Here is a 25,896-nt window from a genome sequence, read left to right as displayed (position 1 = left end):
TTCAGAGGAACACACCATGAAAACTGCCTTTACTCGCATTGCCCTGGCTACCGCTTGCATGGCCTTTGCCGGCCAGTTGCTGGCTGCGGAACCGAAGCGCCCAGAATGTATTGCCCCAGCCAAACCCGGTGGCGGCTTCGACCTGACCTGCAAACTGGCTCAGAGCGGCCTGAAAGACGAAGGCCTGCTCAAGTCCCCCATGCGCGTCACCTACATGCCCGGCGGTGTTGGCGCCGTAGCCTACAACGCGGTGATTGCCCAGCGCGCGGATGATCCAGGCACCATTACCGCGTTTTCCAGCGGCTCGCTGCTCAACCTGGCGCAAGGCAAGTTCGGCCGTTACGACGAAACCGGTGTGCGCTGGCTAGCCGCCGTCGGCACTGACTACGGCGCCATCACCGTACGTGCCGACTCGCCCTTCCAGAACCTCGATGATCTGGTGCAAGCGCTGAAAAAAGATCCAGGCAGCATTGTTTTCGGCGCTGGCGCCACCATCGGCGGGCAGGACTGGATGCAAACTGCACTGATTGCTCGCCTCGCCGGCATCGACCCAAAAAACCTGCGTTACGTAGCCTTTGAAGGCGGCGGTGAAACCCTCACTGCCATGCTCGGCGGCCATGTACAGGTCACCAGCAGCGGCCTGGGTGAAGTCACCCCGCAAATGGCAGCGAAGAAAGTACGCATCCTCGCCGTACTCTCCGATGAGCGTCTGCCGGGCAAGCTGGGCGATATCCCGACTGCTAAAGAGCAAGGCTACGACATCAGCTGGCCGGTTATTCGTGGTTTCTACATGGGCCCAGAGGTTAGCGACGAGCAGTTCAACTGGTGGAAACAGCAGTTCGACACCCTGCTGGCCAGCGAAGATTTCGCCAAGCTGCGTGAACAGCGTGACCTGCTGCCCCTGGCAGTCACCGGTGATGAGCTGAAAGCCCTGGTCTTCAAGCAAGTTGAAGAATACAAGGCATTGGCAGGCGAGTTCGGCCTAATGCAATAAGCGGCCACACCGCATTCGTAGGATGGGTTGAGCGCAGCGATACCCATAAATGGGAGCTGTGCGATGGGTATCGCGATGCTCAACCCATCCTACAGTTCCACGGTCTTTTCCTGACCCTCGATTAGGTAATTCGCCATGTACGTTCGCCTGTTCGCCGCGATCTGGCTGCTGTTTTGCGCCGTTCTCGCCGTTATTGCCTGGGGCTTCCAGGCACCCTTCGCCTACGACCCGGTGGGGCCGCGCGCCTATCCCTTGCTGCTGCTGGCCCTGATGTCGGCCGGCAGCCTGTGGCTGCTGTTCAAGCCAGGTCTGCTCGAACAAACCTTCAACCGCAAAGCCGCCCTGCGCGCCACGTTGTGCGTGTTGACCTTGCTGGCCTATGCCGTGCTGTTTGAAACCCTTGGTTTTGTCATCAGCACTGCCTTGGCCGCTTTCGCTCTTGGCCTGCTGTTTACCGGCCGCCTGATTCCTTGCGCCATCAGCGCCGTGCTGATGGGCGTGTTGCTGTATGTCCTGTTTGACTACCTGCTGGATGTGCCGCTGCCCCTCGGCCTGTTCGAAGCCTTTGTGGAGAACTGAAATGGAAACCCTGAATTTCTTGATGCAAGGCTTTGATGTCGCCACCCGCCCGGAAAACCTGTTGATGGCGCTGTTCGGTGCCTTTGTCGGCACCATCGTCGGCATGCTTCCAGGCCTTGGCCCGATCAACGGCGTGGCCTTGCTGCTGCCGCTGGCTTTCGCCCTTGGCCTGCCACCGGAAACCGCGCTGATCCTGTTGGCCGCCGTGTACCTGGGCTGTGAATACGGCGGGCGTATTTCCGCCATTTTGCTCAACGTACCGGGTGATGCCGCCGCGGTGATGACCACCCTTGATGGTTATCCGCTGGCACGCCAGGGCAAGGCCGGTATAGCCCTGTCGCTGTCTGCGGTCAGCTCGTTTATCGGCAGCATCATCGCCACCTGCGGTGTAGTGCTGTTTGCGCCACTGCTGGCGAAATGGGCGGTGGCCTTCGGCCCGGCCGAATACTTCGTACTGATGATCTTCGCCATTGCCTGCCTCGGCGGCATGGTCGGCGACAAACCGATGAAAACCCTGATGGCTGCGTTGATCGGCCTGGCGTTGGCAACGGTCGGCGTAGACTCCACCACCGGCGTATACCGCTTCACCTTTGGCAGCGTCAGCCTGTCCGACGGCATCCAGTTCGTGATCGTGGTGATCGGTTTCTTCAGCGTTAGTGAAGTACTGCTGATGCTGGAAAAAACCCACAACGGCCAGAAAGCCGTGAAAGCCAGCGGTCGCCTGCTGTTCAACTTCAAAGAGTTCACCTTCACCTTCTGGACCATGGTGCGCAGCGCCGTCGCTGGCTTCGTCATCGGCACTCTGCCCGGTGCCGGTGCGACCATTGCCAGTGCCATGACCTACATGAGCGAGAAGCGCATGGCAGGCGCCAACGGCAAGTTTGGGGAAGGCGACCTGCGCGGTCTAGCAGCGCCAGAAGCGGCTAACAACGCTTCGGCCTGTGGCTCGCTGATCCCCATGCTGACCCTCGGCGTACCCGGCTCCGGTACCACCGCGGTGATGATCGGCGCACTGACCCTGTACAACATCACCCCTGGCCCACTGCTGTTTGAACAGCAGCCTGACGTGGTGTGGGGCCTGATCGCCTCGCTGTTTATCGGCAACGTAATCCTGCTGGTGATGAACATTCCGCTGGTTGGCCTGTTCTCACGCATGCTCAGCGTGCCTAACTGGGTATTGGTACCGGCGATCACTGTGATCAGCATGGTCGGCGTCTACGCGGTGCACAGCACCACCTTCGACCTGGTACTGATGATCGGCCTCGGCGTATTTGGCTACATCCTGCGTAAGCTGGACTTCCCGCTGTCGGCCTTGATTCTCGGCTTTGTTCTCGGTGGGTTGATGGAAGACAACCTGCGCCGCGCTCTGTCGATATCTGCAGGGGATCTGAACATCCTCTGGAGCAGCCCGATCAGCCTGTGCCTGTGGGCGCTCACCGCGCTGATGCTGGCCCTGCCGGGCCTGCGCTGGTGGCGTGCACGCCGTGCGGCGCAACCGGCCAATGCCTAAGCTGCCCATGCTCGCCGGCTGGCAAAGCTGGTGGGCCACTCCGCTGGTAGGCCTTGCCGGCGGCGCCCTGGCCAGCCTGATCGGCTGGCCTTTGCCGTGGATCATTGGCTCACTGCTCGCGGTTATCACGGCACGCTGCAGCGGCTGGCTGATTACCGAGCTACCGGGCGGTCGCAAGACCGGCCAATGGCTGGTATCCAGCGCCATCGGCCTGCATTTCACCAGCGAAGTATTCGGCCAGCTCTTCAGCCACTTCGGCGTCATCCTGCTAGGCCCCCTACTCACATTGCTGCTGAGCCTGATCGGCATCATTGTGCTGCGCCGCGCTGGCCTCGACCGCGCCACCGCGTTCTTTGCCAGCATGCCTGGCGGCGCCAGCGAGATGGTCAATCTGGCCCAGCGACATAACGCTGAAACCGCCAAGGTGGCGGCCGCTCATAGCCTGCGCTTGTTGTTGGTGGTGCTGCTGATTCCGGCGATCTTCACCTGGAGCTTGCCACCCATCACCCCACCGCTGCCGGCTCCAGTGAGCTGGCCATGGCTGGCACTGCTGTTACCTGGCGGTGCGCTGATGGCTTGGTTATGGGGGCGTTTGGGCCAACCCAACCCATGGATGCTCGGCCCGCTGACCGTCTGCGCCGTGGCCAGTGTCAGTTTTGACCTGCACCTGAGCTTGCCAACCGGCCTTGGCCAGGCGGGGCAATGGCTGATTGGCTGCGCCCTGGGTTGTCACTTCGACCGCAACTTCTTTCGCAGCGCGCCGGGGTTTCTCGTACGCATCCTGCTGTTCTGCCTGCTCACCATGCTCGCCGCCGCCGCGCTGGGCCAGGGGCTGGGTTGGCTGGCCGGGGAAAGCCAGAACGCGCTGATGCTCGGCATGATGCCTGGCGGTATTACCGAACTGTGCCTGACCGCCGAAGCCCTGCAACTCTCAGTGGCAATGGTCACCGCCCTGCAGGTGCTGCGATTGTTTCTGGTGATGTTCCTCGCCGAGCCCTTGTTCAGGCTCTGGCAGCGCCGCTGAAAACGCATTAACGACCACGTTTAGCCCGCCTTGTGCGGGCTCTTTTTTGCCGGTTCCGCCAACAGTTTTTGTTTAACAGATATGTCCACCGCCACGCAGGCGCACCGCGCAGGGGTACTCTCAGTACCTGGTTTAACGAGGCATTGTGTATGAGCGTACTGCGCTGGCCCGCCGCAAAAACCCTGCTGCTATTGCTCTGCCTGAGTTTACTGGTCACGGCCTGCAGCCGCCTGGGGCTGGCCTACCGTAACCTGGACTGGCTGGTGCCCTGGCGGCTGAACGATTACCTGAACCTCAACAGCCAGCAGCAGGCCTGGCTCAAGCCGCGCCTGCAGACACACCTGCAATGGCACTGCAACGTCGAGTTACCGCGCTATATCGACTGGCTGCACACCACCGAGAGCATCCTCAAGCAGCCACAACCGGACAGCAGCCAGCTACTTGAGCAATTCGCCCAGTTCGATGCTGTGCTCAAACGCATCAGCGTCGAAATCACCCCCACCGCCATCGAACTGCTGCAGGGCCTGAGCGAACAACAGGTCAACGAGTTATATGCCGCGCTGGATGAAGACAACCTGGAAGACCGCCAGGACTTTCTCGACCCGCCGCTAACCACCCAGATCAGCGAGCGTCAGACGCGTATGCAGGAACGTCTACAGCCCTGGCTCGGTCGCCTGAATAATGCCCAGACAGAGCATATCGCCGACTGGGCCAATGGCCTAAGCGAGCAGAACCGCCTCTGGCTGGAAAATCGGCAACGGTGGCAGGCCGAGCTGCGCAAGGTGGTCGCCGAACGCGACAGTGCCGACTTTGCCGAGCAACTGAGGCGCCTACTGCAGCAGCGCGAGAGTTTCTATAGCGACGAATACCGCGCCAGTTATGGCCGCTCACGCCAGGCAATGGCTACGCTATTCAGCCAACTGCTAAGCAGCAGTGATACGACTCAACGCGAGCGTCTGAGCCACCGCTTGCGCGACCTGCGCCGCGATCTTGCCGAGCAGCAGTGCGAAGCCGCTTAACAGGCTATTAGGCCTCGGGTAAGCGCCAGTCGATCGGACTCAGTTCATGCTGCTGCAGGAACTTGTTGGTACGGCTGAAATGGCCATTGCCGATAAAGCCACGGTGCGCCGACAGAGGCGAAGGGTGTACGGATTTCAGCACCAGGTGCTTGCTGGTATCGATGAGTTTTTCCTTGCTCTGCGCATGCGCGCCCCAGAGCAGAAACACCAGCCGCTCCTGCTGCTGACTGACCACCTCGATCACCTTGTCGGTGAAGGTTTGCCAGCCGATTTTGGCGTGGGAACCGGCGATGCCATGCTCAACGGTCAATGAGGTGTTGAGCAGCAGCACGCCCTGCTCCGCCCAGTGCTGCAGGTTGCCATGGCTGGGGATGTCGATATTCAGGTCGCGCTTGAGCTCTTTGTAGATGTTCACCAGCGACGGCGGGGTTTTCACCCCAGGCTGCACCGAGAAACATAGGCCATGGGCCTGACCCGGCCCGTGGTAAGGGTCCTGGCCGATCACCACCACTTTGACCGCCGCCAATGGCGTGGAATTCAAGGCATTAAAAATCAGCGCGCCCGGTGGGTAGATCTCTTTGCCCGCCGCCTTCTCCGCCCGCAGAAAGTCGCCCAGCTCACGCATATAGGGCTTTTCGAACTCCTCGCGCAGCGCGGCTTTCCAGCCTGCTTCGAGTTTGATGTTATCTGCAGCGCTCATGCCTGTTTCCTGCCTGTACCAACGGAGACGGCACGCTAAGGAAGCCTCATCGGCAAGTCAAGCAGACAGGCATGCCCCACTAAGCTCGATCTAGAGTGGCTTAATCCCGTAGCGGGCAAATAATGCGGCCCAGGCGGGGTCAGCCTTAGCGCGCTCAAGCACGTCGCGTAAATCTGGACGGCTTCTGGGAATCATGGCCTGCAAGGTGAACTGGTTAAACGGTTGCTTGGCCACGTAGAAATCAGCCGCAAGCGACATCAACTGCGGATCGTTCTGCAGATAATAGTTGAACGCTAAACGACGAATAATGGTCACCCCGGCCCGCCGTGAATGGATACGCATCAGCGAGGCGCGCACATCATTTCCATCTTCGCGGTCAATTTTGCCTTGCAGCATCAGCTCTTCAACGCCCATCGGGTAGTGATGCCCGCGCAACGCGGCAAAGCGTTCACCGATCAGCGAGTTGGCGTTGCGGTAGGGGACCTTATGCTGCTGCGTTGAAACAACCAGATCTTCATCATTGAACAGATCAACCCAGAGAAATCGCTGCTCAGCCTCCTCGCCCCAGCCCCAGGCAGGGATAACCCAAAGCAGCATCCAGTTGTCATCGCAACCTGGCGCCCCTGGTCCTGCACAGCTGCCGTCCAGCCAACCCGCCAACGTTTGGTTTAAGCGGGCGCGCGGCAGCACACGGGCATCATAGGTTTGCTGAGCGTCGGTTTGCTGATTCAGCAGCGCCGCGACCTCAAACATAAGACCCGTGCGCGGCTCTAACTCCAGAACGAAGGGGGGCTGGCGATGGTAGGTGTAAAGACTGACAGGTGCGGCCACTACCGTGACGGGCAACAACAGAAGCAGCATCCAGGCTAGGCGTCTCAATATGACCTCGTACTAACAGTGTCCCTACCGACCGTTGTGGGCCAGCTTAATGACTTCATTAGTGTGCCGGGGCCTTCGGCAGCACTTCATGTATAAGACAGAACGTTGGCAAACACCACCTGCTGCACGGCTTATTTACTGAAGAACGCAAGGCAGCATCAGCCCTGGTGCAACGCCCGATAATGACTGGGCGCCATGCCCACCACTTTGCGAAATAACCGCGAAAAGTAATACACATCGTCATAACCCAACTGCTCCGCCACTTGGCGAATGCCCTGCTCTCCTTCATCCAACAAGCGGCAGGCGTGGGCCATTTTCAGCTGGATAAAATCCTGAATCGGCGCATGCCCAGTCAGTGCACGGTAGGTTTTGGCGAAGTGAAAGCGCGACAGTTTGAACTGCGCGGCCAGCTCATCGAGGTTTAGCGAGTCATGCAAATGCGCGCGCATCACCGCCTGCACCGCGTCCACATCCAGCACCCGCCCAGACTTCAGTGTGGCACGCGCCGGCAGCACCGCCAGGGATGTCAGCAACACCTGCAATTGATGCGCCGCATGAATAAAGTGCGGCAGGTTCAAGCCTTGCTTGCGCAAACTCAGTAACGCATCGAATTCGGCCAGTAGCCGTGGCTGCACGCCAATGCGCCACAGTGGCCCGCGGCCCAACGGTTTGAGAAAGTCCGCCACCAACTCACCATCAAAATGCACCCAATACAGGGTCCAGGGCTTCTGCGCGTCCGCGCCATAGGTATGCGCCACGCCTTTTGGCAACAGCAGCAAATCGCCACCACTGACAGCTAATCGTCCATCCGCCGTCTCTAGCCAGCCCTGCCCGGCGCGGCAGTAAATCAGCAGATGATCCTCCGGCTGCGGGCGATGCATGCGGTGTCCTGCGGCCTGTGGGTAGAACCCCAGAGCCAGCGGGTAGCAGCCATTAGCTAGAGGGCTGCGAGCCAGCAGGCGGCGCAAGCGGGGCGGTGTGATAAAGCGCACACCGTTGGCGGGCAAGGGCCAATTGGAGGTCTCAACATAGGCGTGCATCGGCCTCTCCGGACAAACAATCAATCACAAGATAGTCCATCCAGCGGCCAAGATCGTCAATCCACAAAGCCGAGCAGGGTCGCTATAACAGAAGCCAAACAATAATTGAGTCCAGCACGAGGCTCGCCCGGAGGAACGCATGGCCAAGGCAATCGCGCAGTTGATCGACGGTGAATGGCGCGAAAGTCGCGCCCGTGAATTTATCGAAGTCACCGACCCGGCCACTCAAGAGGTCCTGGCCCTGGCACCCAAGGCCACCGCCGAGGAGATCGAAGCGGCTATTGCCAGCGCCAAGGCAGCGTTCCTCACCTGGCGCGACGTGCCAGTCTCCGAGCGTGCGCGGGTGATGCTGCGCTACCAGCACCTGCTCAAAGAACACCACGATGAACTGGCGGAAATTCTCGCCGGCGAAACAGGCAAGACCCTGGCCGATGCCAAGGGTGATGTCTGGCGCGGTATCGAGGTGGTCGAGCAGGCCTGCAACATCGCCAGCCTGATGATGGGCGAGACTATGGAAAACGTGGCCCGCGACATCGACACCGCCAGCTGGATTCAGCCATTGGGCGTGTGCGTAGGCGTTACTCCGTTTAACTTTCCGGCGATGATTCCATTGTGGATGTTTCCCCTGGCCATCGCCGCCGGCAACACCTTTATTCTCAAGCCGTCCGAACAAGACCCGCTAACGCCTAATCGCCTGGCTGAACTGTTTATCGAAGCTGGCGCGCCCAAGGGCGTATTGCAGGTATTGCACGGTGCGCGTGAAGTGGTCGACAGCCTGCTCACTCACCCGGATATCCGCGCCATCTCCTTCGTCGGCTCGGTACCTGTTGGCCAGCACATCTACCGTACCGGCACCGCCCACCTCAAACGCGTGCAGGCGTTTGCCGGGGCCAAAAACCATATGGTGATCATGCCCGACGCCAATAAACAGCAAGTGCTGAGCAACCTGGTCGGCGCCAGTTGCGGCGCGGCTGGGCAGCGCTGCATGGCGATCAGCGTGGCGGTGTTTGTCGGTGAATCGCAGCAATGGATCGACGAACTGCAGGCACAAATGGCCGACCTGCAGCCCGGCTACTGGACCGACGGCCACGCTGCCTTTGGCCCGCTGATCAGCCAGCAAGCCAAGCAGCGCGTGCTACGGCTGATCGCTGAAGGCAAAGCGGAAGGCGCCGAATGCCTGCTCGATGGCTCGCATTGCGCAGTCGAGGGCTACCCCAATGGCAACTGGGTCGGCGCCACGCTGTTTCGCGGTGTGACCCGCAAGATGAGCCTGTACCGCGAGGAAATCTTCGGCCCGGTGCTGGTGTGCATGGAAGTCGACACACTGGAAGACGCTATTGAACTGGTTAACGCCAGCCCCTATGGCAACGGCACCTCTATCTTCACCCGCTCAGGCGGTGCGGCGCGGCATTATCAGCACGCAGTGGAAGTCGGCCAAGTGGGCATCAACGTACCGGTGCCGGTGCCACTGCCGTTCTTCTCTTTCACTGGCTGGAAGGGCTCGTTCTATGGCGACCTGCACGCCTATGGTAAACAAGGGGTGCGTTTCTTTACCGAAACCAAAACGGTCACCAGCCGCTGGTTTGATGAAGAGTCAGTAGCCGCCGCAATGCCGGCCAGCCCGAATATGACCATTCAATTGAAATGAGAACCCGTAGCCGTATTGATCCACTGCAATACCCAGTTGTTTAGACCAAAAGACAATGCCTCCTTGCGTGCCAGAGCCTCACAGTGCTTTGACATAACAACAACATGGAGGATTGTAATGAAACGACTGACTGCCGCCCTGGCCCTCTGGGCCGGGCTTATTGCCTGTGCGCAAGCTGCTGAGCCGATCACCCTCGGCCTCAACTACCCACGCACAGGCCCCTATAAGGAAGAGGGTTTGGCCCAGATGCGCGGAGCCTTGCTGGCCATCGACGAGCTTAACGCCCAGGGCGGTGTACTGGGGCGCACGCTGCGCCTGTCGAGCAAAGACACCGCCTCGCGCCCGGCCAAGGCCGTGAAAAACGTCGACAAGCTAGCCAGTGAAGGCGCGGCCATGCTGTTTGGCGGCTCATCCAGTGCGGTGGCCATCACCTCCGGCAAGCGCGCCGCAGAACATGGATTGCTGTACTTCGGTACCCTCACCTACTCCAACGACACCACCGGCAAAGACGGCCATCGCTATATGTTCCGCGAGAGCAACAACGCCTGGATGAGCGCGCGGGTGTTAGGCCAATACCTGAGTAAAAATCTGCCGGACAAACGCTACTTCTACATCACCTCCGATTACACCTGGGGCCACACCAGCGAAAGCTCCTTGCGCCAAACCACTGGCAGCGTAGACAGCATTCAGCACCTGGGCCTCAAAGTAGCCTTTCCGGGTGCGCGCCTCGCCGACTACCAAGACGCACTGACCCAAGCCGCCGCCAGCAAAGCCGAGGTGCTCGCCCTGGTGCTGTTCGGCGAAGACCTGGTGCGCGCCATGCGCATCGCCAAGGACCTTGGCCTCACCGAACGCATGCAAATCGTTGCGCCGAACCTGACCCAGAGCATCGTTGAACAAGCGGGCCCCGGCCTGATGGAAGGCGTTATCGGCAGCGAACCCTGGACCTGGCGCGTGCCTGCACTGGAAAAATCCGTGCACGGCGAAGCCTTCGTCAAAGCCTTCAGTGAACGCTACAGCACCTACCCGTCCAGCTCCGCCGCATCGGCCTACAGCATCGTCTATCAGTGGGCCGATGCCGCCAAACGCGCGGACAGCCTGGACAGCGAAGCGCTGATCAAGGCCTTGGAGGGTCATCAGTACCAACTACTTAAGGATTCACAAACCTGGCGCGCCTTCGACCACCAGAACGTGCAGACGGTGTATGCGGTCAAAGTCAAAACCCGTGCCGAGGTGCTCAAGGACCCGTTCAAGCAAGACTATTTTGAAATCGTCGACCGCCTCGACGCCTCCCAAGCGGCGCCCAGCCTTGCCGAATGGCAAGCCGAACGACACGCCGCCGGGCAACCCCTAACCCTGCAATGAGGACTTATGGATTTCGAACTCAGCGATGAACAACGCCTGCTGGTCGACAGCGCCCGTCAATTTGCCAGCCGTGAGCTGGCGCCGCATGCCGCCGACTGGGATCGCGACCACCACTTCCCGGTAGACGTGATCAAGCGCGCCGCCGAACAGGGCTACCTGGCCCTGTACATCGGCGAAGAGGACGGCGGCCTGGGCCTGTCGCGCCTTTCTGCCTCGCTGATGTTCGAACAGCTGTCGGCCGGCTGCATAGCCACCACGGCGTTTCTGACCATTCACAACATGGCGGCGTGGATACTCGCCTCCTTCGCCGACCAGGCATTGAAAGATGCCTGGCTGCCGCGCCTGGTCAGCGGTGAGTTACTGGCCTCCTATTGCCTCACCGAACCCGACGCCGGCTCCGACGCCGCGCACCTGCGCACGCGAGCCCGGCGTGATGGCGATGACTACGTGCTGGACGGCAGTAAATGCTTTATCTCCGGCGCGGGCTCCACCGATGTGCTGATCGTCATGGCGCGCACCGGTGAGGAAAGCGGCGCCAAGGGCGTGTCCTGCTTCCTGGTACCGGCCGATGCCAAAGGCGTGAAGTACGGCCGTAACGAACTGAAAATGGGCTGGCGCGCCCAACCGACGCGCACCATCACCTTTGAAGGCGTGCGTATCCCGGCGGGCAACCGCATCGGCCCCGAGGGACAGGGCTTCGTCTACGCGATGAAGGGCCTGGATGGCGGGCGCATCAATATTGCCAGTTGCTCGCTAGGGGCGGCGCAGGCGGCGCTGGAGCAATCACTGCGCTACGTCGAAGAGCGCAAACAGTTCGGCAAGCCGCTGAGCGACTTCCAATCCTTGCAGTTCAAACTGGCCGACATGCTCACTGATCTGACCGCCAGCCGGCAGATGGTGCGGTTGGCCGCGCATAAGCTGGACCATGGCCACAGCGAAGCCAGCCTGTATTGCGCCATGGCCAAGCGCTTTGCCACCGACCACTGTTTCAACCTGTGTAACGAGGCGCTGCAGCTGCATGGCGGTTACGGCTACCTGAATGATTACCCGCTGGAGCGCTGGGTGCGTGACAGCCGTGTGCACCAGATTCTCGAAGGCACCAACGAAATCATGCGGGTGATCATCGCCCGGCGCCTGCTCGACCAGGGCGGCATGTTGGATCGCCTTTTATAGAGCCTGAATCCTTGACCCGCAGGTGGCAGCAACAAGCGCCTGCATCAGCCCACATGAGGACACCCATGAGCCACGCCATCGAACCCTACAACCCCGGTGTATTCGACCTGACTCACAAGATCACCGTGGAAAAGCACGGCCACACGGCACTGATCACCCTTAACAACCCGCCCGCCAACACCTGGGATCGCGACTCGCTGATCGGCCTCAAGCAGCTTGTTGAACACCTCAACCGTGACGACGACATCTACGCCCTGGTGATCACCGGTCAAGGCGGCAAGTTCTTCAGCGCCGGCGCCGACCTCAAACTATTTGCCGATGGCGATAAGGCCCGCGCCCGGGAAATGGCCCGACGTTTCGGTGAGGCCTTCGAAGCGCTGCGCGATTTTCGCGGGGTGTCGATTGCCGCACTGAACGGCTATGCCATGGGAGGTGGCCTGGAGTGCGCCCTGGCCTGCGACATCCGCATCGCCGAGCGTCAGGCACAAATGGCCCTGCCGGAAGCCTCGGTAGGCCTGCTGCCCTGCGCCGGCGGTACGCAAAACCTGGCCTGGCTGATCGGCGAAGGCTGGGCCAAACGGATGATTCTCTGCGGCGAGCGCCTCGATGCGGAAACCGCGCTGCGCATTGGTTTGGTCGAGCAAGTGGTCGACAGCGGCGAAGCCCGCGGCCATGCCCTGCTGCTGGCGGCCAAGGTTGCGCGGCAAAGCCCGGTGGCGGTGCGCACCATCAAGCCACTGCTGCAGGGCGCACGCGAGCGCAGCCCGAATACCTGGCTGAGCGAGGAGCGTGAGCGCTTTGTCGACCTATTCGATGCCGATGACACCCGTGAAGGGGTCAACGCCTTTCTGGAAAAGCGCGACCCGCAGTGGCGCAATAAGTGATCCGTAGGGTGGATGTCGCTTTTCACATCCACCAGAACTGCATGCGGTGGATGGATAAAACGCCATCCACCCTAGGATAGGACCCACGATGAATGTCATTTTCGAAGAACGCCCCGCGCAACACGGTTACCGCATCGGCATCGCCAGCCTGGATGCCGAAAAGAGCCTGAACGCCCTGTCACTGCCGATGATCGAAGCGCTGGATGCAAAGCTAAAAACCTGGGCGGACGACCCGAGCATTGCCTGCGTGCTGTTGCGCGGCAATGGTCCCAAAGCCTTCTGCGCCGGCGGTGACGTGGTGCAGCTGGTGCAGCAGTGCGTGAACACCCGGGCGAAATCCCGCCCCTGGCGCGGCGCTTCTTTGCTGACGAATACCGCCTCGACCACCGCATCCACACCTACCCGAAACCTTTTATCTGCTGGGCCCACGGCCATGTACTGGGCGGTGGCATGGGCCTGATGCAAGGTGCCGGCATTCGCATCGTCACCCCAGGCAGCCGGCTGGGCATGCCGGAAGTGAACATCGGCCTGTACCCGGATGTGGGTGGCAGCAGGTTCCTCGCACGCCTGCCGGGCAAGCTCGGGCTGTTCCTCGGCCTGACCGCCAGCAGCATCAACGCCCGTGACGCACTGGATCTGAACCTGGCCGACCGCGTATTACTCGACAGCCAGCAGGGCGACCTGCTCGATGGCCTGGCCCAGCTCAACTGGCAAGAACAAAGCGCGCAACAACTGCACAGCCTGCTCAAGGCGCTGGAAAACCAAGCCCTAGCTGAACTGCCGGAAGCACAGTGGCTGCCGCGCCGAGCACGCATCGATGCACTGCTCGACACCGCCGACCTGCCCCATGCGTGGCAAGCCATCAGCGAACTGCAAAACGATCACGACCCGCTGCTGGCCCGCGCAGGCAAAACCCTGGCTGGCGGCTGCCCGCTGACCGGGCATCTAGTGTGGGAACAGATCAAGCGCGCCAAACAACTGTCTCTGGCCGAGGTATTCCGCATGGAATACGCCGTCAGCCTGAACTGCTGCCGCCACCCGGAATTCCCGGAAGGCGTGCGCTCGCGGTTGATCGACAAAGACCACGCACCGCGCTGGCACTGGCCGGATGTGGCGGGTATCCCACAGGAGGTGATCGACGCCCACTTCGCCCCCGCCTGGGACGGCGCCCACCCACTGGTGGATCTATAGGGTGGATGACGCTCTTTTCATCCACCGATCAGACCGCAACTGGTGGATGGGTGAAGCGCCATCCACCCTACACCGATACACAGCCCCTCGTAGCCCGGATGCAATCCGGGAGGGTTGACTTAACAACCTGCCCGGGCTGCATCCTAGCGACAACGTTCAGTACGTAGGGTGGATGACGCCTTTTTCATCCACCGATCAGACCGCAGCTGGTGGATGGGTGAAGCGTCATCCACCCTACACCGCTGTCAAGCAACCCTCTACACGAGAGTTATTCTGCGCGACAGGAGCATAACAATGACAACAATCGCTTTTATCGGCCGCGGTCACATGGGCCTGCCCATGGCGCGCAACCTGCTCAAGGCTGGCTTCAACCTGAACGTCTTCCGACCTACTGCAAGCCGCCGTTGAGGATTTGGCCAAGGACGGAGCCCTCCTGCCAGCAGCGCACTGGAGGCGGTGCAGAATGCCGATGTGGTGGTGAGCATGCTGCCCGCCAGCCGTCATGTTGAAGGCCTGTACTTAGGTGATAACGGCCTACTCGCCGCGCTAAAACCCGGCAGCCTGGTGCTGGAATGCTCAACCATCGCCCCGGAGTCTGCGCGCAAGGTGCACCAAGCCGCGCAGGCGCGCGGTATCGAACTACTCGACGCACCCGTCTCCGGCGGCACCGGCTGGCGCGGCGGCGGGCACCCTGACCTTTATGATTGGCGGCGCAGCAGAAACCCTGGAAAAGCCCGCACAATCTTCGACGGCCATGGGCAAGAACATCTTCCACGCCGGCCCCGCCGGTGCAGGCCAAGTCGCCAAAGTGTGCAACAACCAAGTGCTCGCCGTGCAGATGATCGCCACCGCCGAAGCCATGGCCATGGGCGTAGCCAACGGCCTTGAGCCCGCGGTGCTGGCCGAGATCATGCCGCCAGAGCTCGGGCGGTAACTGGACGCTGGAGAAGTAACAACCCCTGGCCCGGCGTCATGGAAAACGCTCCGGCGTCGAAGGGCTACAGCGGCGGTTTTATGGCCGAACTGATGACCAAAGACCTCGGCCTGGCGCAAGAAGCCGCCCAAGCCAGCGGCAGCAGCACACCCATGGGCGCATTGGCCTTGCAGCTCTATCGCCTGCTGCTCAAGCAGGGTAAAGGCAAGCAAGACTTCTCGGTGGTGCAGCAGTTGTTTATCGAAGATATTGCGTAATAACTGCGCGGCTAGTCCACAGCGGTTGCAATAACCCCGCTACCATTACCTAGCGGGGTATTGACTGAGGACCCCCAACACGAGGAGTCAGCAATGCTTTACGTGAAGCGGGATGCTTGGGGCAATTTACAGCAAGTGGAAGCCGCGCCTTTCGAGGGTATGGATGGCGAGCTCCTGGCGGACAGCGAAGAAGCAGAAGCCTGGTATGCCAACCAGAGCGTAGAGAGCAGCCTGCTGCAGCTCAAGCAGAGCGACCTGGACATGATCCGGGTACTGGAAGATTTGATCACCGTGCTCATCCGCAAGGGCGTGGTGCGCATTACCGATCTACCGGAAGCGGCGCAGAGCAAGCTGGTCGGCCGTAGCAAGGCGCGGGATGCGCTGGGCGGTTTGCATCGGCTGATTAATGACGATGAGTCAGAGCTGATCTGACCTCGACCAACGGTATAAGGCTTTTCCGATTCAAACCCAAAGGTTCGCTGGCAACCCGCATTTAATAAAGGCAGTGGCTGTTAGCGCCTAGGCGCTGGCTCGTACCTTGATACGCCTAGCGCGCAATACCTGCAGCCCCCCTTGCGTCTCCAGCGGCTCGGCACTCAGCGTTGCCGCTCCCATCCCCGCTTGCCATCGCGGCGCTCATCTGCACGGCGTTCTTCGTAACGTGATGCATCGCCGCGCTGTTGGCGTGATGCCTGATGGCTGCGTGAAAAATCACGATCAGCATGGCCATCCCACCTCGCACGCGGTTGCGGTGCGCGGTCATCGTGGCGCTTCTGATACCTATGCGCTTGGTAATCGCGGGGCTGTGGGGCCGGTGCGTAATAACGCGGCGGTTGGCGATGATCATCATAGCGGCGACCATCATGGCGGTATGCCTTGTAGCGGTGAGGCTGCGGCACCGCATACACCGGGTAGCGTTGCACCTGGTAATAGGTGCTTGAATGCCCTCGATCGTAACGGTGATCGCCATAACCGCTGCCGCCACCGTAGACCGCACAACCACTTAAAGACATCAACAACAGCGCCAAGAGCATCGTTTTATAGGGCATAGCGGCCTCCTTCGACCGCAGGTATGGCAGCGACCGTTGTCGCTACCAGGGGTGACTCCCGCTAACTCTGACAGCGGCATATGCGCTTTGGTGCGCTGATGGACAGTAAGTATCCGACCAGTTGCTCTCTGCAGATTGATTCGACAACGCACACAACGCCCAGCTCAGCCATCAGCTGTTGACTCACGCCCCATCGTGACCTGCTTTAAGCCCCCGCTCGGTCACGGCTTAATCACCTGAGCCTTAAAAACAGCGTTGCTCAGGTCTGTCCTTTGAACAGGTTCGGCGGTCGGTCAGTCCCCTGAAACCAACTCAGCGTTACACCCTGAAAAACAGCACATTTTAATATTTTGAGCGGCCCTATAAGCCTCGCGGAGTCAGCACTAGATGATGCTCAGGACATAACCACAAAACAGCAGTAATAAATTGCCCCTATGAAGAAGTGATTCGCACCAGAAACTAAATAGCTTATCCCCCCTGCGCGTGGCGCCTATTCATCGGCTAAACGTCGGGATGCCCTGACGGCGCGAGCAAAAAAACGCATGGAGATGCCGGGTTACGTGGCGGCGCACTGTCTAGCGGCATCTGGGCAATCGTGGTTAAGTGCAGCAGGCGCCATTGCTGCGCACACACAAGCCCAAACCTTGTTGTAGCCACCACGCTCGGTATCGAGCGCTACAATGCGGTGAGTATTTAACCAGCAGAGCCTTGCATGCCTGACTCTTCCTCCCTGCCCCGCCAATGGCCGTTGATTGTCTTACTGCTGGTGCTACTGGGTTGCGGCTTCCTTGCCACCTCCCTGGCCAGCTATTACGCGGCCCTCGACTCCATTCGTGCAGGGATCATCCACACCGAGCTGCCGCTGACTTCGGATAACGTCTATTCGGAAATCCAAAAGGACCTGGTCAGGCCCATCCTGATTTCTTCGATGATGTCTCGCGACACCTTCATGCGCGACTGGGTAATCGACGGCGAGCAGGATGCCAAACAGGTGGTCCGTTACCTGCGCGAAGTGCAGGAGCATTACGCCACGGTCACCAGCTTCTTTGTTTCCGACAAAACCCGCACGTACTACCAGGCCAAGGGCGTACTCAAACAGGTCGAGAAAGACCAATCGCGCGATGACTGGTATTTCCGTGTGCGCGACATGCAAGCGCCCTACGAGATCAACGTCGACGTCGACATGGCCAACAACGACCGCATGACCGTGTTTATCAACTACAAGGTGTTCGATTACCAACAGCGCTTTATCGGCGCAACCGGTGTCGGTCTAAACGTGGATGCCGTGGTCAAACTGATCGACACCTACCAGCGGCGCTATAACCGCAGCGTGTTCTTTGTCGACACCGAGGGCCGCTTGGTACTCACCGGTGCCAGCGGCGGCCCCTTGGGCGCACGCGTCGGCCAGTCGCTCAAGGAAATTGCCGGACTGGAAGAGCTGATGGTCAAGTTGCCCCAGCCGCAAAGCGGTGATTTCGAATACCAGGAACACGGCCGCGAGCACTTCCTCAACGTGCGGTTTATCCCCGAGTTGAACTGGTACTTGTTTGTGGATACACGCGAAGACGGCGCTGTGGCCGGCATCCGCAAATCGCTGTACATAAACCTGCTGATTTGCCTGGTGATCACCGCCCTTATCATCACCCTGGTCAACGTCGCGCTAAGGCGTTATCAGCGCCGTATCAGCGCCCTGGCCACCACCGACCAGCTGACCAAACTGCCTAACCGCCGAGGCTTTGACCTGCTCGCCAATCAAGCCATGCAGGAAGCCCGGCGCAACCAAAGCGCGCTGTGCGTGCTGATGCTCGACCTGGATAACTTCAAGCAGCTTAACGACAGTCAGGGCCACATGGCCGGTGATGAAATGTTGCGCCGCTTTGCCAACCACCTGCGCAATATCGTACGTAAATCCGACATCATCTGCCGCTGGGGCGGTGAGGAATTTATCCTGCTACTCAAAGACACCACTCCCGAGCAGGCCCGCGAGCTGGCCGAAAAAATCATTCAGCAAACGGAGCAAAGCAGCATTCATTTCAATGGCGTCGACCTGCAAATCACCACCAGCATCGGTCTGGCGCAACTGCAGGCCGATGAATCACTGGAGCAAGTGATCACCCGCGCCGACCGCGCGCTGTATCGGGCCAAGCAGAGCGGGCGCAACCGCCTGTGTGAAGAAACCGCATGAGCGATGCTCCGAGCCACTGCCCCTGCTGTGGGCAGCTCAACCAATGCGCCCAGGCCGCAAGCACATCACCCGTGACGCAGTGCTGGTGTTTTGCCGTAAAGGTCGACGCCCAGCAACTGGCCAACGTGCCTCCTGAACTGCGCAACCGCAGCTGCCTGTGCCCCCGCTGCGCGCAAGGCCTGCCGCCTGAATCGCCAACTGCAACCAACTAGCCATGCGCCTCGACCGCTTTATCAGCAACCTGCCCCAATTCAACCGCCAAGCCGCACGTCGGCTACTGGCCAGCGGGCAGGTGCGAGTGGATGGCGCAGTGGTCGGTGATGGCCTGTGCGAAATCAGCCAATTCAGCCGCGTCGAGCTAGAGGGCGAATTGCTGCAAGCCGGCAAAGCGCCACGCTACTTTATGCTGCACAAACCGCCGGGCGTGGTCAGCGCTACCGCGCACGATGAACACCGCACCGTACTTGATCTGCTGGATGAGCCGGATAAAGCCGAGCTGCACCTGGCCGGCCGCCTGGACCTGAACACCAGCGGCCTGCTACTCATCACCAACGATGGCCAATGGTCGCGTCGCCTAACCGAACCCAGCAGCCGATTGGGCAAGGTCTACCGGGTCGAAACCGAACAACGGATAACGCCTGAATACATCGAGGTATTCGCCGGCGGCCTGTACTTCGCCTATGAAGACCTCACCACCCTGCCCGCCGAACTGGTCATCCTAAGCAGCCACAGCGCCCTGCTGACCCTGCACGAAGGCCGCTACCATCAGGTTAAGCGCATGTTTGGCCACTTCCAAAACAAGGTCATCGGCCTGCACCGCCTGAGCATGGGCGCCATTGAACTCGACCCCCAGCTCGCACCCGGCCAGTACCGCGCACTCAGTACCGCAGAAATCAACCACTGCTGAACCACCTGCCGCCTTCTCGGCATACGACCAGCGGTGGAAGAAAAAACAAATAAAGACTTGTGAGTGCAACACGCGGCTGCTTAAATCGAGCCATAAGGTCTTAACGTGACTTGCAAGTCACGAAAGCCATCTAAGCGTTCTTTTGGTTGCTTGCGCGCTGCGCGAAATGGGTTCCTGCCTGGTTAAAGACACCGCTCCACACCTGTAAAAAGGGCCGTGGAAGATGCTCTATTTCAGCCCTAACTGATTGAAAATAAACAATTTATAAAATCCTCCAGCCTGACATCTTGCTGTCACGTCCAGGCGCTTATCTGTCTGCCCTATATAGCTCGGCTTAACGCTGCTGCCGTTAGCCGTGACCACTTTTATGCGCCAGGAGGAAACGACATGAAGCCAGCCATTGCTGTCGTCGATATACACAGGACGTTCAAGGTACACACGGAGTTCTACGCCAACCCCAGCGCGCGCAAGACCATCATCCTGATCAACGGCTCGCTGGCCACCACCGCCGCCTTCGCGCAAACCATCAAATACCTGCAACCGCAGTTCAACGTGGTGCTGTACGACCAGCCCTATGCCGGCCAATCCAAGCCGCACAACAGCAACACCCGGCCGATTAGCAAGGAAGATGAAGCGAGCATCCTGCTGGAGCTGATCGAGCAGTTTCAGGTGGACTACCTGATGTCGTTTTCCTGGGGCGGTGTTGCCGCCATGCTCGCCCTGGCGCAGCGCCCAGCGCGCATCGAAAAAGCCGTCATCACCTCCTTCTCACCCCTGCTCAACGAACCGATGCTCGATTACCTGGAAAAAGGCATGGTCTACCTGCAGGCCACCGACGGCGAACAGGTCGGCCAATTGGTCAACAGCACCATCGGCAAATACCTGCCTTCGCTGTTCAAACGCTACAACCAGCGCCATATCAGCCGCCTCGACCGCCACGAATACCTGCAGATGTATGCGCACATCAACCAGGTGGTGCACATGGACAACCACTGCCAGATGGAATGCCTGGCGGCTATCGACATCCCGCTGCTGTTTATCAATGGCGAACACGACGAATACACCGCCGCGCAGGACGTGCGCATATTTGCCGAGTACCTGAGCGACTGCCAGTTCGTCACCATCAACAACGCCGGGCACTTTCTTGATATGGAACACAAAGGCGCATGGCTGCAAAGCCAAACCGCCCTGCTGAAATTCCTCCAAGCCCCGGCGCGCAGCAGCGCCAGCTACCGTGCAGCGCCCAACCCGCACCACGCGATCGCCGTATGAAACAGCGCCGTAAACCCAAGCCTGCCGCGCAAAAGCACAGATAACCGCGCGGCAGGCTTCATTTCGGCCAAGACTTCCGGTATAAAGGCACCCGCTGCGGACGTCGTATAGTGGTAATACCCTAGCTTCCCAAGCTAGAGCTGTGGGTTCGATTCCCATCGTCCGCTCCAAATCGCAGTAAAAAAGCCCCGAAACCTCCCGGTTTCGGGGCTTTTTGCTTTCTGGCTCCAGCCCAAACCGGCGCTGCCGAAAGGCTGCCGACTCAGGCCGATACAATCATGATCCACGTGATCGATTGAACGCTTGGCCCCCGCTGCGCGAACTACAGAATGGCCAGGGCAGTAAAGTCCAAAATAGGCCGGCTATACGAATGCAGCCGCGCTGACGACAGAGTTAGGAAAAGCTTTGCTCACTACTTATGGGGAGAGTCCATATACAGTTGTTAGAGATTTACTCTGACCTTGCGCTGCATGTGTTTATACCAGTCGGAAATTATTACGCACTCGGCATAGGCGATTAAGCCGTAAAGTATGAAGTGGGAAACCCTCTCTACCTTGAAGTTTTCCGGTTCGGCCACTAGCCAGATTAACGGAAATGTAAGCATTACCCCGGAAGCAACCCTTATTAGACTTAATGCGCTAGCCCCAGCCTCTTGGAGGGCGTGAGTAATGATGTTCCATATCTTTCTGCTTGAGTCAGTGCGTTTCCAAATTAACCAATTTACCCCCCACAACTAGGAACGCACCGAATAGCGCCACTAAGTAGTATGTAAGGAAACTGTTTTTGGTTATGAGCGCTCCAATCATCGCCTCTAGCTCTTTTGCTCCACCAAGGAAATGACTGGCTATAAGAGGCAGGCCTCCAAGCAGGAATATTATGAGCGCTTCATTTATCAGGCGAGTCTGCACTTTTCGATAAATCTCGGCGGCGGCAAAAACTGAGTGCAACACCTGACCTTTCCGGTACGGTGCTGCCCCCATGTCTTATACCGAACTCAGCGTTGAAGAGCGCGCCACCATTCAAATCGGTCATGCCCAAGGTTTCAGCCTGCGTGGGATTGCCTGCTTGATCAACCGATCCCCTTCGACCATCAGCCGGGAGCTGCGCCGCAATCGAGATGCCTGTGGTGGCTACTCGGCCCGTGTAGCCCAACAGCAGATGCAAGCCCGCCGCCAGGTGTGTCGACCGATGCGAAAGCTGTTGCCGGGTAGCGAGCGCTTTGAGCTGGTGGTTCATATGCTGCGTGAGCGTTTGTCTCCCGAGCAGATTGCCGGCAAGCTGCGCAGCATGAACATTCCCAGCCTCAGAGAGGCCTACGTCTGTCGTGAGACGATCTATAACGCGATCTATGCCCTGCCGGTCGGTGAACTGCGCAAGGAGCTGATCATCTGCCTGCGCCAAAGCAAGACGACGCGCAGGCCGCGCTCTGGCGGTGTGGATCGGCGCGGTCAGATCCCTGAGATGGTCAGTATTCATGTACGTCCGCCGGAGATCGAAGACCGGCTGATGCCAGGGCATTGGGAAGGCGACCTGATCAAGGGCAAGGCCAACGCCTCGTCTGTAGGTACGCTGGTGGAGCGCACCAGTGGCTACCTGATGCTGGTGAAGATGAACGACGCGACGGCGACCTCGGCGATGGAAGGCTTCAGTGCAGCGCTCAATGGCATGCCGCTGGCGATGCGCAAGAGCATGACCTACGACCAGGGCCGAGAAATGGCGCGGCATGCTGAAATCACTCAGCAGACCGGGGTGGCCATTTACTTCTGCGACCCGCACAGCCCTTGGCAGCGCGGCAGCAACGAAAACATCAATGGCTTGATCCGCCAGTACCTGCCCAAAGGCACAGACCTGTCGGTACACAGCCAGGAAGAACTGGATGCCATCGCACTGCAACTGAACATGCGCCCACGTAAGCGCTTCGACTTCAAATGCCCAATTGAAGTTATGGGCAAAGTGATGCAGGAAGCCATGGCTATGCGGCATGATGCGCCTGCTTCAATTCAATAACCGTGTTGCACTCAGCCCCTGCAACCGCCCTCTAACGTTTGGTTAAGGGGCGGGCTTTAGTCCGTCCCAGTGAGCGAAGCGAACGGTTTGAAACAGTTGTTATACGGCAACTACTCGGACTGCTCGACAATCAACGGTGTTTCTTGTTCTTGAAGTGGAATTTCCATTTGAGGCGTTTTACGATCTTCGTAATCAGAGCTATGCCAGTGATTATGTAGTTCTTCTTCAAGCCAATCGGTAATTTGAAGGCATTGTTCATAAGACTCTAGGAAATATTGAATATCTGCTGGTAGTTTTACTCCTGACCTGACTCTTGCGTGAGTTCCTGACTTGCGAATATATACCTCGTTTGCGACCCCTTGATTGTGTATAAATATATCTCTTGTAGCTTTTACTTCCATGTATCGATGGAATGCAGGGCACTCCAGCAGGTTAACCGATAAAAGTTGATTCATTGCCTCGGAAAATTCTGCTGGTGATTTATATGCGAGCTCATTGAGTAGGATGTCTGTTGCTCTGAGGTGAACTTCTTCTAGGGTAGTTGACTCTAAGACTGCCTGAATTGAAATGTTTCGCTTGCCACCTAGCTTTTGCGGATATCTGGCAATAACTGCACGAATAATATCGCCAAGCATGGTTTCAGTAATTGTAACTAGTTGAACAATTGCATTTATGCTTAGCTGATGAAATGCAAGAAATTGATATTTTTCTTGCAACTCCTCTTTGCGGTAAGTTCGAGTGCTCTGAATTGCAGTTTTATCTGGGTTGTAGCCAACGGGAAATGTTACTTCGATTTCATCTTGCGCCATGTTTTGCATGCTGGTTGCAGCAATGTCAAATGCGCCATATGTCAACTGCGATAGTTCGCCCTGATCAAACATGGCTGCTCTTGCCATATAGACAATTTGGTAAAGCTGATTACCAAGGTTTGCGCTGCTCATTTTTTGGGTTCCGTATAACGATTAAGCTAAGGGGCCGGCTTTAGCCGGTCCCAGTGAGCGAAGCGAACGATTTGAGCGCATTGTTATACGTTCTGGAAAAGATTGCGCTTCTGAAGCTCAGTATTTACAAATTGAATATTAAAGCCAATGCCAATTCCGGAGTTGGCATTGGCATGAATGACCTGCGACATAGCTCCTAACCCTTGAGCCATCATTGCGGCAAAATCGCCAAAATTGATGCCCATTATCTCCACGCGACCGCGGCCAGCGATAGCCGCGCAGTGTTGAGATAGTTGTTGCAATTGGGGGGCAATATTTTCTGGGTAAGCGGATTAAATGGTTGATCTTACCTTTGCATGAGAGTGAGACAGACCGGCATCTCATCGGATTATCTGGTTGATGCTTCACCTACTGCTGGTGCATGTTTCCTTCGCTAATTCCAGCAAGAACCCCACACGCCTCAACTTCCCGGTCATCGTTGCAACTCGCTCTCAGTGAAACGAGTTGTTTCTCAAGCGCTTGCAGAGCGGTTATCTGCGACCGCACATGAGAGATGTGATCATCGAGCAAGGCGTTGACGGCGGTACAAGGCTGATGAGGGTCGTCCTGATAGCTCTGTAGTTCGTGAATCTCAGCCAGTGACAGGCCCAGGATTCTGCAGCGACGGATGAAGGCCAGCCCCTCACCATGCTTCTCGGTATAGACACGGTAACCGTTGTCCTGCCGATCAGGCGGCGGCAACAAGCCCTGCTGTTCATAGAAGCGGATCGTCTGTGTTTCGACCCCTACCAACTGCGCCAACTGACCAATGCGCATCAGCCTCCTCCCCAACGGATTCTTTACTCTATTGACCTTATAGTAGCTTTATAGTTTTAAATGGCACCACAACATTGTTCAAGTGGAGTCGTATCATGAGCAAATCCTGTGGTGGCGCCTGTGGCGGTGATGCAACGTCCGCAGCGGATACCGATATACAGGCCTCCTCCGAGGCGCCAGGGAGATGGGTCAGTGTTTATGCCGTGCCGAAGATGGACTGTCCATCAGAAGAGCGCATGATTCGCCTGGCCCTGAACGGCGTTGAGGGGATTCGGGCACTGTCCTTCGACTTGTCGAACCGCCGGCTGAAGGTCGTGCATGACGGCGAGGTCGAGCCCGTCACCTCGAAACTGAAGACCTTGGGGCTAGGCGCCTCGCTTCAGGAAACCGTCGCTGCAAATCCGGAGACCATCAAGGCCGCCGAGTTTTCGGCAGCTTCTGCTAAGCAAGAATCCGGGACCCTGCGCTGGTTGCTCGGCATCAATGCACTTCTGTTCGTGGTGGAAATGACTGCCGGTCTGATCGCCCGGTCCACCGGCCTGATTGGAGAATCCCTGGACAATTTTGCCGATGCGGCGGTGTACGGGCTTGCCCTTTATGCGGTTGGACATAGCGTGAAAATGCAGGTACGTGCCGCGCATCTTGCTGGTGTACTGCAACTGATCTTGGCTGTGGGCGTACTCATAGAGGTGGTGAGACGCTTTGTATTCGGTAGTGAGCCTGAATCGCTGGTGATGATGGCTATCGCATTCGTCGCATTGATTGCCAATACCAGTTGTCTGCTGCTCATATCCAAACATCGGGAGGGCGGGGCGCACATGAAGGCAAGCTGGATATTCTCGGCCAACGACGTGGTGATCAACCTGGGGGTCATCACCGCCGGCGCTCTGGTCGCGTGGACCGGGTCCAATTATCCGGATCTGATTATCGGCACCATCGCGGGGGTAATTGTGCTTAACGGTGCTAGACGCATTCTGGCGCTCAAGGATTAAGCAATGTCCATTTTTGGCAAACATCTGTCACCGTACGCTCTGTTGTCCATCTCCGGCCTGCTGGCAGCGTCTGATCAGGCCGTAAAATGGCTGGTGCAACAATCAATGGCATATGGCGAGTCTATTTCAGTGACCTCATTCTTTAACTGGGTACACGTATGGAATACCGGTGCCGCATTCAGTCTTTTTGCGAATGGTGGAGGCTGGCAGCGCTACTTTTTTATCGGAATCGCGGTAGTGGTCTCGATTTTTCTGATCAAGCTGATCCTTGAAAATCGTCATAAAGGAGAAGCCATCGCTTACAGTCTTATCCTCGGTGGCGCCATGGGCAACCTGATTGACCGGGTCTTTCGCGGCTATGTTGTGGATTCCTTTGATTTCTATTGGCGAGACTGGCATTGGCCGGCCTTCAACCTGGCTGATATTGCAATTGTCCTCGGTGCCTTACTTTTAGTTTCCAGCAGCTTGTTGGGTAAAAAAGCAAACACCAATGCCGAGTCGGATGGATCTGACTGACACCTACGCCTATA

26 protein-coding genes, 1 tRNA gene and 2 pseudogenes are annotated in these 25,896 nt (G+C 58.4%); 22 read left to right on the top strand and 7 right to left on the bottom strand.

All coding sequences use genetic code 11. The features are described 5' to 3' along the window. Positions 1 to 16: 16 nt before the first annotated feature. The 5 genes from ACEPAJ_RS07265 (at position 17) to ACEPAJ_RS07245 (ending at position 5,126) form a co-directional block, all read left to right on the top strand. Complete coding sequence (locus ACEPAJ_RS07265; RefSeq protein WP_425914317.1) at positions 17 to 994, top strand: Bug family tripartite tricarboxylate transporter substrate binding protein; 978 nt, start codon at positions 17 to 19, stop codon at positions 992 to 994. Positions 995 to 1,129: 135 nt separating this feature from the next. Next, positions 1,130 to 1,573 carry a tripartite tricarboxylate transporter TctB family protein gene (locus ACEPAJ_RS07260; RefSeq protein ID WP_425914316.1) on the top strand — a complete coding sequence of 148 codons (444 nt, stop codon included), beginning with the start codon at positions 1,130 to 1,132 and terminating at the stop codon, positions 1,571 to 1,573. Position 1,574: 1 nt separating this feature from the next. Next, positions 1,575 to 3,083 carry a tripartite tricarboxylate transporter permease gene (locus tag ACEPAJ_RS07255; protein ID WP_425914315.1) on the top strand — a complete coding sequence of 503 codons (1,509 nt, stop codon included), beginning with the start codon at positions 1,575 to 1,577 and terminating at the stop codon, positions 3,081 to 3,083. Beyond that, complete coding sequence (locus ACEPAJ_RS07250) at positions 3,076 to 4,107, top strand: AbrB family transcriptional regulator (protein WP_425914314.1); 1,032 nt, start codon at positions 3,076 to 3,078, stop codon at positions 4,105 to 4,107. Before ACEPAJ_RS07255 ends, ACEPAJ_RS07250 begins: the two co-directional genes overlap by 8 nt. Before the next feature lie 149 nt (positions 4,108 to 4,256). Further along, positions 4,257 to 5,126, top strand: a complete 870-nt coding sequence (locus tag ACEPAJ_RS07245) for a DUF6279 family lipoprotein (protein WP_425914313.1) — start codon at positions 4,257 to 4,259, stop codon at positions 5,124 to 5,126. A 7-nt stretch (positions 5,127 to 5,133) separates the two neighbouring features. Here the strand turns inward: ACEPAJ_RS07245 and ung are convergent, their stop codons facing one another. From ung to ACEPAJ_RS07230, 3 genes are all read right to left on the bottom strand, one after another. Beyond that, positions 5,134 to 5,826, bottom strand: coding sequence for a uracil-DNA glycosylase (ung, locus tag ACEPAJ_RS07240; protein ID WP_425914312.1), 693 nt, complete (start codon positions 5,824 to 5,826; stop codon positions 5,134 to 5,136). A 90-nt stretch (positions 5,827 to 5,916) separates the two neighbouring features. Beyond that, positions 5,917 to 6,687, bottom strand: a complete 771-nt coding sequence (locus ACEPAJ_RS07235) for a hypothetical protein (protein WP_425914311.1) — start codon at positions 6,685 to 6,687, stop codon at positions 5,917 to 5,919. A gap of 176 nt (positions 6,688 to 6,863) precedes the next feature. Beyond that, on the bottom strand, positions 6,864 to 7,745 hold the full coding sequence (locus ACEPAJ_RS07230; RefSeq protein ID WP_425914310.1) for an AraC family ligand binding domain-containing protein: 882 nt from the start codon (positions 7,743 to 7,745) through the stop codon (positions 6,864 to 6,866). Positions 7,746 to 7,884: 139 nt separating this feature from the next. Between ACEPAJ_RS07230 and ACEPAJ_RS07225 the strand changes: the two genes are divergently transcribed. From ACEPAJ_RS07225 to ACEPAJ_RS07185, 9 genes and pseudogenes are all read left to right on the top strand, one after another. After that, a complete protein-coding gene (locus ACEPAJ_RS07225) occupies positions 7,885 to 9,393 on the top strand; it encodes a CoA-acylating methylmalonate-semialdehyde dehydrogenase (RefSeq protein ID WP_425914309.1) in 1,509 nt (502 codons plus the stop codon). 117 nt (positions 9,394 to 9,510) lie between these two features. Further along, positions 9,511 to 10,758, top strand: coding sequence for an ABC transporter substrate-binding protein (locus ACEPAJ_RS07220; RefSeq protein ID WP_425914308.1), 1,248 nt, complete (start codon positions 9,511 to 9,513; stop codon positions 10,756 to 10,758). Between the two features lie 6 nt (positions 10,759 to 10,764). After that, positions 10,765 to 11,931, top strand: a complete 1,167-nt coding sequence (locus ACEPAJ_RS07215; protein WP_425914307.1) for an isobutyryl-CoA dehydrogenase — start codon at positions 10,765 to 10,767, stop codon at positions 11,929 to 11,931. Positions 11,932 to 11,996: 65 nt separating this feature from the next. Then, a complete protein-coding gene (locus ACEPAJ_RS07210; protein ID WP_274087800.1) occupies positions 11,997 to 12,815 on the top strand; it encodes an enoyl-CoA hydratase in 819 nt (272 codons plus the stop codon). An 88-nt stretch (positions 12,816 to 12,903) separates the two neighbouring features. Continuing rightward, a pseudogene (locus ACEPAJ_RS07205) lies at positions 12,904 to 14,006 on the top strand (enoyl-CoA hydratase/isomerase family protein). Between the two features lie 213 nt (positions 14,007 to 14,219). Continuing rightward, a pseudogene (locus ACEPAJ_RS07200) lies at positions 14,220 to 14,663 on the top strand (NAD(P)-dependent oxidoreductase); the annotation flags it as partial. Between the two features lie 43 nt (positions 14,664 to 14,706). Then, positions 14,707 to 14,940: an NAD-binding protein gene (locus tag ACEPAJ_RS07195; RefSeq protein ID WP_425914306.1), complete on the top strand. Its 234-nt coding sequence runs from the start codon at positions 14,707 to 14,709 to the stop codon at positions 14,938 to 14,940. Between the two features lie 38 nt (positions 14,941 to 14,978). Then, positions 14,979 to 15,197 (top strand): NAD-binding protein, encoded by a 219-nt coding sequence (locus ACEPAJ_RS07190; RefSeq protein ID WP_425914305.1) that lies wholly within the window; start codon positions 14,979 to 14,981, stop codon positions 15,195 to 15,197. Between the two features lie 93 nt (positions 15,198 to 15,290). Next, on the top strand, positions 15,291 to 15,629 hold the full coding sequence (locus ACEPAJ_RS07185; RefSeq protein WP_425914304.1) for a tryptophan synthase subunit beta: 339 nt from the start codon (positions 15,291 to 15,293) through the stop codon (positions 15,627 to 15,629). Positions 15,630 to 15,793: 164 nt separating this feature from the next. Here the strand turns inward: ACEPAJ_RS07185 and ACEPAJ_RS07180 are convergent, their stop codons facing one another. After that, positions 15,794 to 16,246, bottom strand: a complete 453-nt coding sequence (locus ACEPAJ_RS07180; RefSeq protein WP_425914303.1) for a hypothetical protein — start codon at positions 16,244 to 16,246, stop codon at positions 15,794 to 15,796. A 712-nt stretch (positions 16,247 to 16,958) separates the two neighbouring features. Between ACEPAJ_RS07180 and ACEPAJ_RS07175 the strand changes: the two genes are divergently transcribed. The 6 genes from ACEPAJ_RS07175 to ACEPAJ_RS07150 all read left to right on the top strand — a co-directional run bounded on the left by ACEPAJ_RS07175 (position 16,959) and on the right by ACEPAJ_RS07150 (position 22,617). After that, the gene (locus tag ACEPAJ_RS07175; protein WP_425914302.1) at positions 16,959 to 18,431 is read left to right on the top strand and encodes a sensor domain-containing diguanylate cyclase; all 1,473 of its coding nucleotides are present in this window, start codon (positions 16,959 to 16,961) and stop codon (positions 18,429 to 18,431) included. Beyond that, complete coding sequence (locus ACEPAJ_RS07170; protein ID WP_425914301.1) at positions 18,428 to 18,643, top strand: cysteine-rich CWC family protein; 216 nt, start codon at positions 18,428 to 18,430, stop codon at positions 18,641 to 18,643. The genes ACEPAJ_RS07175 and ACEPAJ_RS07170 overlap by 4 nt, the downstream gene beginning before the upstream one ends. A gap of 2 nt (positions 18,644 to 18,645) precedes the next feature. Then, on the top strand, positions 18,646 to 19,338 hold the full coding sequence (locus ACEPAJ_RS07165) for a pseudouridine synthase (protein ID WP_425914300.1): 693 nt from the start codon (positions 18,646 to 18,648) through the stop codon (positions 19,336 to 19,338). Between the two features lie 387 nt (positions 19,339 to 19,725). Further along, positions 19,726 to 20,610, top strand: a complete 885-nt coding sequence (locus ACEPAJ_RS07160; protein ID WP_425914299.1) for an alpha/beta fold hydrolase — start codon at positions 19,726 to 19,728, stop codon at positions 20,608 to 20,610. Positions 20,611 to 20,706: 96 nt separating this feature from the next. After that, positions 20,707 to 20,780: transfer RNA gene (locus tag ACEPAJ_RS07155), tRNA-Gly, on the top strand. A gap of 808 nt (positions 20,781 to 21,588) precedes the next feature. Next, positions 21,589 to 22,617, top strand: a complete 1,029-nt coding sequence (locus ACEPAJ_RS07150; RefSeq protein WP_038661402.1) for an IS30 family transposase — start codon at positions 21,589 to 21,591, stop codon at positions 22,615 to 22,617. A 110-nt stretch (positions 22,618 to 22,727) separates the two neighbouring features. Here ACEPAJ_RS07150 and ACEPAJ_RS07145 read toward each other — a convergent pair whose 3' ends face one another. The 3 genes from ACEPAJ_RS07145 to cadR form a co-directional block, all read right to left on the bottom strand. Then, complete coding sequence (locus ACEPAJ_RS07145) at positions 22,728 to 23,558, bottom strand: hypothetical protein (protein ID WP_425914298.1); 831 nt, start codon at positions 23,556 to 23,558, stop codon at positions 22,728 to 22,730. Between the two features lie 83 nt (positions 23,559 to 23,641). After that, the gene (locus tag ACEPAJ_RS07140) at positions 23,642 to 23,803 is read right to left on the bottom strand and encodes a hypothetical protein (RefSeq protein ID WP_425914297.1); all 162 of its coding nucleotides are present in this window, start codon (positions 23,801 to 23,803) and stop codon (positions 23,642 to 23,644) included. A 163-nt stretch (positions 23,804 to 23,966) separates the two neighbouring features. Beyond that, positions 23,967 to 24,374 (bottom strand): Cd(II)/Pb(II)-responsive transcriptional regulator, encoded by a 408-nt coding sequence (gene cadR, locus ACEPAJ_RS07135; RefSeq protein WP_004364961.1) that lies wholly within the window; start codon positions 24,372 to 24,374, stop codon positions 23,967 to 23,969. Positions 24,375 to 24,469: 95 nt separating this feature from the next. Here cadR and ACEPAJ_RS07130 point away from each other — a divergent pair, with 95 nt between their 5' ends. Continuing rightward, positions 24,470 to 25,366: a cation transporter gene (locus tag ACEPAJ_RS07130; protein WP_023628797.1), complete on the top strand. Its 897-nt coding sequence runs from the start codon at positions 24,470 to 24,472 to the stop codon at positions 25,364 to 25,366. Positions 25,367 to 25,369: 3 nt separating this feature from the next. Continuing rightward, on the top strand, positions 25,370 to 25,882 hold the full coding sequence (lspA, locus tag ACEPAJ_RS07125) for a signal peptidase II (RefSeq protein WP_004813174.1): 513 nt from the start codon (positions 25,370 to 25,372) through the stop codon (positions 25,880 to 25,882). The last annotated feature ends 14 nt before the right edge of the window (positions 25,883 to 25,896 follow it).

Origin of the sequence: Pseudomonas sp. GWSMS-1, assembly GCF_049847425.1 — a bacterium.
Lineage (GTDB): Bacteria > Pseudomonadota > Gammaproteobacteria > Pseudomonadales > Pseudomonadaceae > Aquipseudomonas.
Note: the sequence above shows the minus strand (reverse complement) of the source record. Positions and strands in the feature narration are given on the sequence as shown.